This is a genomic window from Actinokineospora inagensis DSM 44258, assembly GCF_000482865.1.
GTDB lineage: Bacteria > Actinomycetota > Actinomycetes > Mycobacteriales > Pseudonocardiaceae > Actinokineospora > Actinokineospora inagensis.
This window is the reverse complement of the sequence record NZ_KI519520.1, coordinates 85,318-99,447: the sequence shown is the minus strand read 5'-3', so window position 1 is coordinate 99,447 and position 14,130 is coordinate 85,318. Positions and strand designations below refer to the sequence as shown.

The following is a 14,130-nucleotide window of genomic DNA, read 5'->3' as shown; positions in this document are numbered from 1 at the left end:
GCGGAACCCGCGCGGAACCGCCGTCGCGCGCATTCCCACCTCTCCGCGCGCCAACGATAAGGACGACAGTCCGGACCGGACAACCCCTAGCAGGCCCCTACTGCCGCACCGCGACCGGGAACTGCAGCATCCCCCGGATGATAAAGGAATCGCGGCGGCGGACCTGGCCGACCGGGCGCAGGTCGGGCAGCCGCTCGGCCACCGCGGCCAGCGCGATCTCGGCCTCGATCCTGGCCAGCGCCGCACCGAGGCAGAAATGGATTCCAGCGGAAAAGGACAATGTCTCGGGTCCTGCTTCCCGGCCGATGTCGAAACGCTCCGGACGCGGGTACACCTCGGGATCGCGGTTCGCCGCCCCCGCGCAGATCGCCAATTCCGCGCCCGCGGGCACAATCGCGTCGCCGAGTTCGACGTCGACGTGCGCGATCCGCCGGTACTGCTGCACGGGCGTGTCGTAGCGCAGGGTCTCCTGCACCACGGCCGGGGCGAGCGCCGGATCGGCCTTGAACGCCGTCCACTGCTCGGGGTGCAGCAGCAGCGCACGGACCGCGTTGCCGATCAGGTTGACCGTGGTTTCCGTGCCCGCCAACGGGAGGAACACGCACAGCGGCACCAGTTCGGCCATCGCCAACCGACCGTCGTCGACCGCGGGCAGCAGGTCGCTGATCAGGTCGTCGCGCGGCTCAACCCTGCGCTCGGCGACGATGTCGGTGAACAGCACCGTCATCTCCGCGATCGCCGCCCGCACGTCGGCCGCGACCGCCACCGAGGCGACCCCGTCCAGCAGGTACGCCATCCGCCTGCTCAACTGGAAGAACGCGCGTCGGTGCCGCTCCGGGATGCCGACCAGGTCGCCGATCACCCGCAGCGGCAACCGCTGGGCGAAGGCGCTCATGAAGTTGACCTCGGCGCGGCCGGACAGCATCCCGTCGATCAGCTCGTGGCACACCCGTTCGGCGACCGGCCGCCACCGGGCGAGCCTGCGCGGGTTGAGCGACGGCACGGTCAGCTTGCGCAACCGGGTGTGGTCCGGCGGGTCGAGACCCAGCATCGAGTTGTCGAACGGCATGAACTCGGGTGCTTTCGTGCCGTCCGCGCGGCGCACCCCGAACCGGCGGTCCCGCAACACCTTGTTGGCCAACCGGTGATCAGCCGTCACCCACACACCCAGCCCGCTCAGGTGCAGCGGGCCGCGAGCGCGGATCTGCTCGTAGAGCGGGTACGGGTCCTCGGGCGCGCGCAGCAGTTTCGCATACGGGTCACCACGTTCGCTGACGGCGCGCACGTGCTCTTGCCACAAGGACATCTGCGCATGTGCCTGCCGGTCCGCCAGATCGGTCATGGTCCCTCCGCGGCCACGCTAGACCGGACCGTCCCCCTAGCCTCAACCCCTAGCCCTCCTGGGCCGATCCGGTTGCCGGACATCCGATGGCGGGACCGCTAGGGGTTGCCCGGCCGCCCGGCGGACTGGCACGTTGACCGGCAGGCGCCGGAAAGTTCCCAACGCCCGCGCGCGGAGAGGAACCGGGAGGCCATGAGCACCACCGGCGACTCCTGGATCCGCAGGCTGCGGCCCGCGTCCGAGCCGCGCTCGCGGCTGGTCTGCTTCCCGCCGGAAGGCGCGTCGGCCACCTTCTTCCTGCAGTTGGCCCAGTCCATCGCCCGCCCGGTCGAGGTGCTCGGCGTGCAGTACCCGGGTCGGCGCGACCGCAGGCACGAGCCGTCGATCACCTCGGTCACCGGCCTCGCCGACGGTGTGGCCACCGCGCTGCGGTCGCGGGTCGACCTGCCACTGGCGTTGCTGGGCAACGGCTTGGGCTCCGCGGTAGCGTTCGAGACGGCTGTCCGCGCTGAACGCGCCGGGCACCAGCCGCTGGCGCTGTTCGTCTCCGGGGCGCCCGCCCCGCCCCGGCTCGGCGCGCCCGCGGTCGACACCGACGAGTTCACCCAGCCCGCGCGGTCCCCGGCGCCCACCCCGCTGGAGACCCTGCGCGACGACCGGACCGCCGCCGAGACCTACCGCTGGCAACGGGACAACCGGGTCTCCTGCCACGTCCTGGCCATGGTCGAGGACACCGACCCGGCCGCCGAGCGCGCCGCCGCCTGGGGTGAGGTGACCTCTGGGCAGTTCGAGCTGCAGGTCTTCTCCGGCGGCCACGACTACCTGACCTCGTTCGTGTCCACTGTGGCCAACATGGTCTCGGAGCGGATCACCGCGCTGTCCGACCGCTGAGCGCCGCTACCCGACCATCCCTCCACTGTGGACAGCCAGTCCGGCGGGCAGGTCGGACCGCCTGCTGACGCCGAGCTTGCGGTAGATCTTGGTCAGGTGCTGCTCCACCGTGCTGATCGTGATGTAGAGCTTGTGCGCGATCTCGCGGTTGGTGTGGCCGAGGGCGGCCAGGGTGGCGACCCGGTGCTCGGCGTCGCTCAACGTCGGCGGCGACTGGCCCGCCGCCGGGCCGGACCGCACCGGAACCCGGTCGAGCAGTCCGGACACCCCGCACGCGGCGGCCTCGTCGGACGCGGTCTTGGCGACCCGGCGGGCCCGGGTCCCCTCACCCCGGTTCGCCAGCACCGCGGCGAGCTCGGCCAACGTGACGGCGGCGGAGAAGCGGTCCCCGGTGGCGCGGAACGATTCCGCGACCTCCTGGAGCAGCCGGACCGGTTGGTGGCCCGCCAACGCGAGCACGCGCACCGACCGGGCGCGGGTGTGCCGGGCGGACCCGGCTGGCAACTCGGACTGGGCGCGCGCCAACTGCACCGCCGCCCGAACACGGCCCAACCGCAGGTGCGCCTCGGCCAGGTCGGTGCGCCACGGGACGAGACCGGGCAGGTCGACGCCGACCTGGGTCAGGAACCGCCCGCAAGCCTGGAAGTCGGCGATGGCGGCGAGTACCCGGTCCGAGCCAAGGTAGTGGTGGCCGCGGGCGCGCAGGTACCGCGCGCCGACCACGGTCTCGGCCATCTCGTCCGGCACGACCTCACGCAGCGCCGGGCTGTCGACGACACCGGCCGCCGTGTCGGCGGTGATCATCGTCGCCAGCGGCAGCCCGATGAGCACGCCCCAGGACCGGGCGGGCAGCAGCCGGAGGCTGTGCTCCGCGGTGGCCCGCGCCGCGCCGATCGCACCCTGGCGGAGTTCGACGTCGGCGGACACCGCGCCGAGCAGCGCCTGCCAGGTGGTCGCCCGGCGCGCCTCGGCCTCCCGGAGCAGTTCCCGACACCAACGCTCGGCCAGGTCGACCCGGTCGACCAGCAGCAGCGCGGTGATCGCGGCGGCCAGCACCTCCAGCGTCCGGTCGGCCAGCGGGCAGCCGTGCAGCACCCGTTCCGCGTCGACGACCACCTCACTCGCGGCACCCCGGGTCAGCCCGGCGGTCAACGCGGCCGCCGCGTGCTCCCAGGACCGGCTCGCCCGCACCGGCGAGCGCCCACCCCGGATCCACTCGTCGGCCAACCCCAGCCCGAAGTCCACGGCGGACGGTTCGGGGGCCTGCTGCCACAGGGTGAACCGGGTCGCCGTCACAGCGTCCACATCGGACAGATAGCCGAACTCGGCAGGCTGGTACCGCCACACCGCGCCCGCCAGGTCGGCGGCGGTGTCCGCGCGGACCCGACCGGACGTGCCGGGCAGCGCCAACTCCAGGCACCGCACCGCGAACTCCCCCCGGTCGGTGGCAATCGCGTCCAACGCGGCCGACCGCAACGCCGTGATCCCCCAGTCACCCCCGACTCGCCCGGCGGCCACCAGCTCACGGGCCACCTCAACCGGTCGCGCGCGGCGGCGGTGCAGGACGTCCGCCGCGCGCAGGTGTAATCGCCCGGATTCGTTGGGGGACAACCCGTCGAGCACCGCGGCGCGCACGGCGGCGTGTCGGAACCGCCAGCCCGCGAGCACTCCGGCCGAGCACAGCACCCCGGTCAGCCGGGCGGCCACCGCCTCCGACGAGCCGATCATCTCGGCCAGCGCGCCAGGCGCGGACGAGTTGCCGAGCACCGCCAGCGCGCGGGCCAGGTCGAGCAGGCGCGGGTCCCACCGGTGCAGGCAGGCGAGCACGGCCTGCCGGAACGCGAACCCCGGCCGCACAGCGCCGCCACCCCGGTTGTCGGCGATGAGGGCGTGCAGCAGCAACGGGTTCCCACCGGTGACCCGGTGGTACTCGGCGGCATCGGCGGTGTCCGGGTTCGAGCCGGTCTCGGCGCGCAGCAGGTCGGCGACACCGCGCTCGGTCAGCAGGCCCAGGCGCAGCCGGTGGTCGGCGGTGGTGGTCAGCTCGGTCGACAGCGGCTCCCAGTCGGTGACCACGACCAGCAGCGGCACGGCGGCCGCCCGCTCGCGCAGCTCGGTCAACCGGTCCAGGGACGCGGTGTCCACGTGCTGGATGTCGTCGATGGCCACCACCACGGACCGCTCCCGGGCCGCGGCGAGCACCAGGTCGACGAAGTCGCCGCCTAGTGGCTCGACCCAGGGGGTTGGTTGGGTATCGGCCTGTCCACGGCGTTCCTGGCAAGGCGCCGCAACGGCCTCGTACTGGACGTACTTGGCCGTTTCGGCAACGCAGCCAGGGACGTCGTGGGCAGGTCGAGACCCGGCCAACCCCCTGGGTCGAGCCACTAGGTCGTCCGGCAGTCCGGAGGCGAGTTGGCGGACCGCGCCCAACGGGATGCGCCGCTCGCCGCGCGCCCCGGTGGCCGACAGCAGCAGCGCCCCGGACCCGGCGGCGCGGTCGGCGAACAGGTCGAGCAGGCTGGACTTGCCGGTCGCGGGCCCACCGACGACGGCGACCACCCGACAGCCGCCCAACGCGCACTCGGCGAGCCAGCCAACCAACGCGTCGACCGCGGTCCGGCGTTCGACCAGTGTCATCCGGCCTTCCCTCCACACCCCGCGAGCGGCGTTCGGCCTGGGCAATCTACTCCCGCCGGATGGTGTCCGAGAAGTGAAGCCGATTGCCGGGAAGATATTTTCCCGTTAACTCGACGCCAAGCAGGCAACCTGGCGGAGAAGGTGCCGAATAGGGGTGTCCAGGGGTGGACACGGGGTGCACCCGCCGCAGGTCAGCACCTCTGTTCGGGGAGTGGGGAAATAGGGGTGGCCGCCCCGGGGAATCGTCGGAATCGGTGGTTCGCTCCCGGCGCCGAACCCGGTGATCCGCCTCATAGCGGTCGCCGTGGGGTTGTCGGATGCGGTTGACTCGCCCGCGGGCGAGGTGACCGCGGCACCGGCACGATCGCCGCTGGGGAGTGTGTCGGAGTGTGGCGAGGGGAAGGGATCCACGATGAGCACGGACCTGTGGCTGCGCCGGTTCCACCCGGCTCCCGACGCGGCGACCCGGCTGCTGTGCCTGCCGCACGCGGGCGGGTCGGCCAGCTACTTCTTCCCGGTGTCGCGCGCGCTGGCGCCCGCGATCGAGGTCATCAGCGTGCAGTACCCGGGCAGGCAGGACCGCCGCCAGGAGCCGTGCGTGGAGACGGTGACCGAGTTGGCCACCCGGGTCGCCGACGAACTGCCGCCGCTGCTGGACAAGCCGCTGACCCTGTTCGGGCACAGCATGGGCGCCTCCGTGGCCTACGAGCTCGCCCTGGTCCTCGAGGAGCGCGGCACCGAGGTGCACGGCGTGATCGCCTCCGGCCGCCGCGCCCCGTCCGCGCTGCGCGACGAGCGGTTCCACCTGCTCGACGACGACGGCCTGATCGCCGAGATCAAGCGGCTCAACGGCACCGAGTCCGAACTGCTCGACGACGACGAGATCCTGCGCATGGTGCTGCCCTCGATCCGCAGCGACTACAAGGCCGCCGAGACCTACCGCCGCACCGACGGCAGGCGCACCCGGACCCCGATCCTCGCCCTCACCGGCGACGCCGACCCGAAGGCGACCCTGGCCGAGGTGGACCAGTGGGCCGACCACACCTCCGGCGGGTACCAGCGCGAGGTCTACCCGGGCGGGCACTTCTACCTCAACAACCACGTCCCGGCCGTACTCGACCGCATCCGCGCCCAGGTGCGTTCACTCTCCACTGTGGACTGACCCACGGCGGGCGTGCGGCAGACCACACTGAACGCCCCCGGTCACGGCACACGCGGCGGGGCATGCGACTCTCACCCGGTTCACGCGAGGCCGGGAGCGGGCAATGGTCACTGGACTGTCACAGGCGCTGATCTGGGTGTCTGTCGTGGCTGCACTGTGGGCCGTCGTGCTTGTGGTCGCCAATCGCCCGCTGCGCCCGGACCGCACGTCCGGCCTCGCCTACCTGGGCCTCTTGGCGCTGATCGAGGTGGGCCTGCTGGTCCAGGCGGTGCTGGGGTTCGTCAAGCTCGCGGGCGCCGACCACCCCGTGCCCGGCGTGACCTACGGCGGCTACCTGCTCGGCGCGCTGCTGATCCTGCCGATCGCGGTGTTCTGGTCGCTGGCCGAGCGGACCCGGTGGGGCACCGCCGTGCTGGTCGTCGGCGCACTGGTGGTCCCGGTGCTGATCGTGCGCCTGGGGCAGGTGTGGACCCGTGGCTGACGACCTGCGCACCGCGACCCGGTCCGGCCCGGGGCGGCTGCTGATCGCGGTCTACGCGCTGTTCGCGCTGGCCGCCTGCGCCCGCTCCGCGACCCAGATCGCCACCCACTTCGACCGGGCGCCGCTGGCCTACCTGCTGTCCGCGCTGGCCGCCGTGGTGTACGTGGTGGCCACCGCCTGCCTGGCGAAGGGGAGTACCGCGTCGCGGCGGCTGGCGGTTGTTTCCTGCGCGCTCGAACTCTTCGGCGTGATCGCCGTCGGAACCGCGAGCGTGGTCGTCCCGAGCGCTTTTCCGGACGCCACCGTCTGGTCGGTATTCGGTATGGGATACGGATTCGTCCCCCTGGTGCTGCCCGTTCTCGGATTGCTCTGGATCCGACACACCGGGCGGTAACGCCTTTCCGGCCGAACGGCCGACCCCGAGCATCGGACTAGGCCATTCGGGAACGGATTTGGTGACTACCGGTAGCTGACGCGGTAGAGTCGGCCGGTGTCCGGTTCCGCCCGTCCGGGCGGTTCACCCCCTGCGCCCGGGTGAGCGCAACCCCCGAACACCCCTAACCTGCGGCAACTTAAGGCGCTCTTGAGGTCTTCAGTGGGGTATTCGCCAACCGGTTCGACATCGCTCACCATTTTCCCCGTGACCGCCGGTCACAGGACTGTCCCCGGATAAAGTCGTTGAACCAGCACCCATCCAATCGGGCCGAAGTACGTCCTGCGCCCTAGTCGGATGCTCCGATCGGTCCACCGAAAAAGCGAAAAGGCATCAACATCACGCACTGTTCATCCAGTCAATTGGCAAACCTTCCACAACGGCGGTGATTGCCGTTAGATTCACGTCGGAACGTGGGCCGCGGAATTCAGCGATCACCGGGTGTGACTTCGGACAGGGTGGGCCGGGGAACCGCCACCGGGGCCAGGAGGGGAAAGGGGCGGGGCATGGCGCTGGTCGAACGGGGAGAGGAATTGGCCGCCCTGGGGCGGCTCTACGCCGAGAGCGGCCGCGGCCGCGGGCAGGTCGCGCTGATCAGCGGCGGCGTCGCCAGCGGCAAGACCGAACTGCTGGACACCTTCGCCGAACGGGTGGCCGCCGACGGGGCGGTCCTGCTCGCGGCGACCGGCTCCCGGGCCGAGCGCACGCTGCCGTTCGGGGTGCTGCGGCAGTTGTTCGCCGCGCCGTCGTTACCCGTGGCCGTGGCCGCCCGGCTCACCGGTCCGCTGCGCGCGGCGGGCACCCCGGACGAGCGGTCAGGCCACGGCCCGGACCAGGTGGACCCCCTCGACTCGGTGACCGACCCGACCGCCATCGGTCGCACCGGCGCCCGGGTCCTCGACGACGTCTGCGCCTGCCTGCTCGACCTGGCCCGCGACCGCACCGTCGTGCTCACCGTCGACGACGTCCAGTTCGCCGACGCCCCCTCGCTGCAGGCCCTGCTGTACCTGCAGCGGCGGATGCGGTTCGCCAGGGTGCTGGTGCTGCTCACCGAGTGGGCGCTGCCCCGACCCACCCAGGCCGTGTTCCGCGCCGAGGTCACCCGCCAACCCAACACGGCGCACCTGCGGCTGGCGCCGCTGAGCCGCGCCGGGGTCGGCGAACTGCTCGCCACCCGGCTGGACCCGGCCACCGCGCAGGCACTCGCCCCGGTGCACCACGCCATCAGCGGCGGCAACCCGCTGCTGGTCACCGCGCTGATCGCCGACCACGTCGACCACCGGGCGCGCGCCCGGCTGCGGCCCGCCGACGGGGGCAGCGGTGGTAGCGGTGGCATCGCCGTCGGCCCCGAGTTCGGCACCGCCGTGCTGGCCTGCCTGCACCGCTGGGAACCGGCCATGTTGCTGGTCGCCCGCGGCCTCGCCCTGCTCGGCGACGCCGGGTCGCCGGTGCTGCTGGGCATCCTGCTGGACATCACCTCCGACTCCGCCGCCCAGGTGCTCGACGTGCTGGAGATGGCCGGGCTGCTCGACGGCGGCCGGTTCCGCCACCCGGTCGCCAAGGCGGCCGTGCTGGACAGCCTCGCCCCCGCCGAGCGCCGCGGCCTGCACGCCCGCGCCGCCCGCCTGCTCTACCGCGACGGCGCGCCCGCCGACGAGGTCGCCCACCACCTCACCGCCGCCGAGGGCACCGGCGAGGACACCGAGGCCGCGTGGGCGGTCGAGGTGCTCCGGCACGCCGCGCAGGAGGACCTGGTCGCCGACCGGTTCGACCTGGCCGTCGGCAGGCTCGACCTGGCCGCCCGGATCAGCCGGGACGCCGACGAGCGCGCCGACATCACCACCCAGTTGCTGCGGGTGGAGTGGCGGCGCAACCCATCGGCCGCCGCCCGGCACCTGCCGTCGCTGCGCGCCGCCCGCGCCGAGGGCAGGCTCTCCGAGCGCAACTCCGTGCACCTGGCCAAGTTCCTGCTCTGGTACGGCCACACCGACGACCTGTCCGGCACCCTCACCGGGCTGGCGTCGGCCGCCGCGCACCGGGACGCGCCCAAGGCCGGTCAACTGAGCCTGGTGTTCCACTGGCTGGCGTTCCTGTTCCCGCCGGTGGTGGCCGGGGTGCCGGTGCCGGAGCAGACCGGCCAGTCGGCCGCGACGCTGGCCAACCCGTGGGCGCGCGCGTCGGCCATGCTCGACCGGGTCCGCTTCGGTGGCCCACGCGAGGAGATCGTCGTCGCCGCCGAACACATCCTGCAGAGCTGCAGGCTCGGCGAGCAGACCCTCGGCTCACAACTGTCCGCGCTGGCCGCCCTAGTGCACGCCGACCGCAACGACCGCGCCGCGCACTGGTGCGAGTCGCTGCTCACCGACGCCGCCGCCCGCGGCGCCGTCACCTGGCAGGCCGTGTTCGGCGCCATGCGCGCCGAGATCGCGATGCGCCAAGGCGACCTGCCCGCCGCCGCCGAACACGCCGCCACCGCGTTCGCCAAGCTCTCCCCGCAGGGCTGGGGCGTGGCCATCGGCGTCCCGCTGTCCACCAGGGTGGCCGCCGCGACCGCCATGGGCAAGCACGACGAAGCCGCCGCGCTGCTGCGCGTCCCGGTGCCGGAAGCCATGTACCAGACCCAGTTCGGCCTGCAGTACCTCTACGCCCGCGGCTGCCACTACCTGGCCACCGACCGTCCACACGCGGCACTCGGCGACTTCCAGCGCTGCGGCGAGATGATGTCCGGGTGGGACGTCGACCTGCCCGCCCTGGTCCCGTGGCGGGCCGGTGCCGCCCAGGCCCAGGTCGCCCTCGGCAACCGGGAAAGCGCCCGCGCGCTGATCGCCGACCAACTCACCCGCCCCGGCAGCGAAGGCGCCCGCACCCGCGGCGCGACCCTGCGCGTCCTGGCCACCGCGTCGACCGCCGACCGCCGCATCACCCTGCTGACCGAGGCCGTCGACCTGCTGCACACCGGCGGCGACCGCTTCGAACTGGCCAGGGCCCTGCTCGACCTGAGCCACGCCCACAACGCCTCCGGCGACTGCGAAAAAGCCCGAACGGTCGCCCGCCGCGCCCTGCAGATGGCCAAGAGTTGCCACGCCGAACCCCTCAGCCGCGAACTCCTCCCCGGCCGCGACCCCGAGGTCCCCGAACAGTCCCACCGCGAACCCACCGGCATGGACGCCCTCAGCGAAGCCGAACGCCGAGTCGCCGTCCTCGCCGCCCTCGGCCACACCAACCGCGAAATCGGCGGCAAGCTCTACATCACGGTGAGCACGGTCGAACAACACCTCACCAGGGTCTACCGCAAACTCAATGTCAGCCGCCGCACCGACCTCCCCGCTGGCCTCCCCCACCAACTCCTCGCCACCGCCGAGGACCGCTGACGCACTGTTCGACCACTCAATCAATCGCGAGTTCGCCACTCCCCTCGACCACAGGCTCGCCCCTGCCCGAGTGCCCCTCCACTCAACCCACTCGGTCGCGAGCCCGCCCCGCACTCCACCACGGGCTCACCCCACTTGACCGCGAGTGCCCCCACTCAAGTCACCCGATCACGAGCCCGCCCCGCATTCGACCACGGAGTGCCCCCACTCGAACGCGAACGCCCTCCACTCAACCCACTCGACCACTAGCCCACTTCACGCGCGACCACTCGACCACGGGTTGCCCCACTCCATCGCGAGTCCGCCCCTTCCAGTCGGTCGCGAGCCCGCCTCGCGCGCGACCACGGGTTCGCCCCCACTCGGCCACGAGTGCCCCACTCAACCCACCCGACGGCTTAGCCCACCTCGCACTCGGCCACTCGACCCACGGGCTTACCGCCACTCCATCGCGAGTCCACCCTTCCACCCGGTCACGGGCCTCCCGCACACGACCACTCGATCACGGACTTGTCCCCTCGGTCACAAGTCCGCCCGCACTCGACCACGGGTGTGCCCGCACTCGATCACGAGCCCGCCCCTCCACTCGACCCGCTCCGATCACGAGTCCGCGCCCACTTGACCCATCGGTCGCGAGCCCGCCCATCCACTCGACCGCCAGCCACCCCTCCACTCGGTCACGAGCCCGCCCCTCGCCCGCCCACTCACCCCCGCTCGATCACAAGCCCGCCCTCCACGTGCCCACGTGCCCCCAAGTTCGCCCCCACCTGACCGCGAGTTGTCCACAACCCACCCCCCTGTCCACAGCCCACCCCGCACCCCCCTTGACACCGCGCCCACCGCGATACGCTTTGAAGTGGGACCCAGTGACCCAGGGGAGGGCGGGCCCCTGGGGGGCCGTGGTCTTGGTCTGTCGGCGGTGTCGGCCTTTGGCCGAGCGGTGGTCGTATTCGCTGGCGGTGTGGCAGGGCCGTGGCGAAGCAGACCGTGGCGTGGCGGGCCGTGGCGTGGCGGGCCGTGGCGTGGCGGGCCGTGGCGTGGCGGGCCGTGGCGTGGCGGGCCGGGGCGTGGCGGGCCGGGGCGAAGGAGACCGTGGCGCGAAGCCGGCGGTGGTCTGGGCCCGCGGCGGTCTGGGGTCGTAGGGGCCGGGGGTGGCCCACGTCGAGGGCGGTGCCGCGAGCGGGCTGGCGCACTGTGGCAAACAACGGAGCGGCGAGCAACGGAGCGGCGAGCAACGGGGCGCAGGGCGAGGGCAGCCCGCAGGGGTGGGGGAAGGCCCAAGCGGCTAGCGGGGGAGGCGGCGCCAGAGGGGGCGGGGGAGTAGGCGCAGGGTGGCGAAGAGGGGGCGGAGGACGGCGGGGACCCAGACCTCGCCCCGACCGCTCCGCAGCGCGCGTACGGTCGCCTCCGCGACTCGCGCGGGGGTGCTGGCGAACGGCGCGGGGGACATGCCCTCGGTCATCCGTCCGATCACGAATCCCGGGCGGACCAGGAGCAATCGGACTCCGGATCCGGCGAGGGCGTCGGCGAGCCCGGACGCGAATCCGTCCAAACCGGCCTTCGCGGACCCGTAGACGTAGTTCGCCCGCCGGACCCGGACCCCGGCGACCGAGGAGAACACCACGATCGTCCCGGTTCCCCGGCGCCGCAACATGTTCGCCAGGATTGTCAAGACGTGCACGTGGGCGACGTAGTCGGTGTGGACGATCGACACCGCGTGGGTGGGGTCGGTTTCGGCGACCTCTTGGTCACCGAGAATTCCGAACGCGACGATGACCGTGTCGATGGGACCGATCCCGGCCAGGACGGACTCGTGCGTGGCCAGGTCGTCGGCGTCGAACTCCGCGGTGGTGACCGATCGGGCGCCGTCGGCGAGCAGCAGCGCCCGTTCGTGATCAAGGTCACCGGCTCGGCGGGCGGCGAGCACGACGCGCCTGCCGGGCGCCACCCGGCGGGCCACCTCGAGTCCGATCTCGCTGCGTCCACCGAGGACCAGGATCGCGCCTTCGCTCATGCGGGCAAGTCTGCCCGGTCACCGTGCGTCCATCTGGGGTACCCCTGTGTCACGCCTGGACCAATCGGGGACAAGATCGGGTGACGCAGGGGGCAAATGACTACTCCCGGTCTGCATGATCACCAATTCCGGTCGGTTCACCCGGGCCAGTACCAGCCGATTCGGGGACTGTACCGTCACAAATTCCCGGTGCTAGCTTCGTGCCCGTCGACAATCCGAGGTGAGCACCGGGGTCTCCACCAGGCACAACGTGAAGGTGAGACGCTTTTCAGGGTTTTTCCGGCGGGCCAGGGAAACCCGGTCTTCGGCATTGTCCCACGGCCTTTTCCTCCATTCACGCCTGGACAACCGATTGGCGGTAGCACCGTGACCGAGACCCTGCGCCCCGTCGGCGACACGTCGCCGCAGCAGAGCCTGACCACCGAGGCGGCGCGGAACCTCGCCACCACCACCAAGTCCGTGCCGCAGATGCAGGAGATCACCTCCCGCTGGCTGCTGCGGGTCCTGCCGTGGACCCACGTCGGCGGCGGCACCTACCGGGTGAACCAGCGGCGCAGCTACGTGGTCGGCGACGGGCGGATCGCCATCGACTACGTGGTCGGCGACGGCCGGATCACCGTGGACCGGGCGGACGCCCAGCCCAGGGTGGTCTCCGGCGACCTGCGCGAGCTGGCCTTCCTGCGCGACTTCGACGACGAGGAGGCGCTCTCCGCGCTCGGCGGCCTGTTCCAGCAGGAGGAGTACGCGGCGGGCGACACCATCGTCGAGTGGGGGCACGCCGCCGACCGGTTCCTGGTGATCGCGCACGGCCGGGTCGAGCAGCGCGCGGCGGGCCAGTACGGCGACGAGACCGTGGTCGGCGTGGTCACCGACGGCGAGTACTTCGACCAGTGGGGCCTGCTGGAGGAGAAGATCTGGGACTTCACCGCCAAGGCCGCCACCGCGGTGACCGTGCTGTCGCTGCGCCGGGCCGACTTCCAGGGCCTGCTGGAGCGCTCCGCGTCGATCCGGGCGCACATCGAGGAGTTCATCGCCAGCGGCGCGCACGAGCAGGGCGACGGCGAGGTGCCGATCAACCTGGCGGCGGGCCACTCCGGTGAGGTGGAGCTGCCGGAGACCTTCGTCGACTACGAGGTCTCCCCGCGCGAGTACGAGCTGTCCGTCGCGCAGACCGTGCTGAAGGTGCACACCCGGGTCGCCGACCTCTACAACCAGCCGATGGACCAGGTCGAGCAGCAGTTGCGGCTGACCATCGAGGCGCTGCGCGAGCGCCAGGAGCACGAGCTGGTCAACAACCGCGAGTTCGGCCTGCTGCACAACGCCGACCCGCGGCAGCGGGTGCACGCCCGCACCGGCGCCCCGACCCCGGACGACCTGGACGAGCTGCTGGCCAAGGTGTGGAAGGAGCCGTCGGTCATCCTGGCGCACCCGAAGGCGATCGCCGCGTTCGGCCGGGAGTGCAGCAAGCGCGGGATCTACCCGGCGTCGGTGGAGCTGGGCGGGCACCACGTGCCGTCCTGGCGCGGCGTGCCGATCCTGCCGTGCAGCAAGATCCCGATCAGCGACACCCGCACCACCTCGATCATCCTGATGCGCACCGGCGAGGCCAACCAGGGTGTGATCGGCCTGCACCAGACCGGCCTGCCGGACGAGTACGAGCCGGGCCTGTCCGTGCGGTTCATGGGGATCAACGAGAAGGCGATCATCTCCTACCTGGTCACCGCCTACTACTCGGCGGCCGTGCTGGTGCCGGACGCGCTGGCCGTGCTCGACGACGTGCAGATCGGTCTGTGACCCACCCG

9 protein-coding genes are annotated in these 14,130 nt (G+C 72.2%); 6 read left to right on the top strand and 3 right to left on the bottom strand.

What is annotated here, in order from left to right; all coding sequences use genetic code 11:
• Positions 1-97: 97 nt before the first annotated feature.
• Entirely contained in the window at positions 98-1,342 is a 1,245-nt protein-coding gene (locus H504_RS0131605; RefSeq protein WP_026426069.1) for a cytochrome P450, read from the bottom strand.
• A 192-nt stretch (positions 1,343-1,534) separates the two neighbouring features.
• On the opposite strand from H504_RS0131605, the gene H504_RS0131600 reads away from it, so the two are divergent.
• Entirely contained in the window at positions 1,535-2,233 is a 699-nt protein-coding gene (locus H504_RS0131600; protein WP_026426068.1) for a thioesterase II family protein, read from the top strand.
• Positions 2,234-2,239: 6 nt separating this feature from the next.
• Here the strand turns inward: H504_RS0131600 and H504_RS0131595 are convergent, their stop codons facing one another.
• On the bottom strand, positions 2,240-4,870 hold the full coding sequence (locus tag H504_RS0131595; protein WP_026426067.1) for a helix-turn-helix transcriptional regulator: 2,631 nt from the start codon (positions 4,868-4,870) through the stop codon (positions 2,240-2,242).
• A gap of 412 nt (positions 4,871-5,282) precedes the next feature.
• Between H504_RS0131595 and H504_RS0131590 the strand changes: the two genes are divergently transcribed.
• The 4 genes from H504_RS0131590 (at position 5,283) to H504_RS0131575 (ending at position 10,317) form a co-directional block, all read left to right on the top strand.
• On the top strand, positions 5,283-6,032 hold the full coding sequence (locus H504_RS0131590; RefSeq protein ID WP_026426066.1) for a thioesterase II family protein: 750 nt from the start codon (positions 5,283-5,285) through the stop codon (positions 6,030-6,032).
• 145 nt (positions 6,033-6,177) lie between these two features.
• Positions 6,178-6,513, top strand: a complete 336-nt coding sequence (locus H504_RS0131585) for a hypothetical protein (RefSeq protein WP_245614533.1) — start codon at positions 6,178-6,180, stop codon at positions 6,511-6,513.
• Complete coding sequence (locus H504_RS0131580; protein WP_026426064.1) at positions 6,506-6,907, top strand: hypothetical protein; 402 nt, start codon at positions 6,506-6,508, stop codon at positions 6,905-6,907. The genes H504_RS0131585 and H504_RS0131580 overlap by 8 nt, the downstream gene beginning before the upstream one ends.
• Before the next feature lie 545 nt (positions 6,908-7,452).
• Positions 7,453-10,317, top strand: a complete 2,865-nt coding sequence (locus H504_RS0131575) for a helix-turn-helix transcriptional regulator (RefSeq protein ID WP_026426063.1) — start codon at positions 7,453-7,455, stop codon at positions 10,315-10,317.
• 1,282 nt (positions 10,318-11,599) lie between these two features.
• On the opposite strand, the gene dprE2 is transcribed toward H504_RS0131575, so the two are convergent.
• Positions 11,600-12,328, bottom strand: coding sequence for a decaprenylphospho-beta-D-erythro-pentofuranosid-2-ulose 2-reductase (dprE2, locus tag H504_RS0131570; protein WP_026426062.1), 729 nt, complete (start codon positions 12,326-12,328; stop codon positions 11,600-11,602).
• 96 nt (positions 12,329-12,424) lie between these two features.
• Between dprE2 and H504_RS0131565 the strand changes: the two genes are divergently transcribed.
• Complete coding sequence (locus H504_RS0131565; RefSeq protein ID WP_425394095.1) at positions 12,425-14,122, top strand: family 2B encapsulin nanocompartment shell protein; 1,698 nt, start codon at positions 12,425-12,427, stop codon at positions 14,120-14,122.
• Positions 14,123-14,130 lie beyond the last annotated feature (8 nt).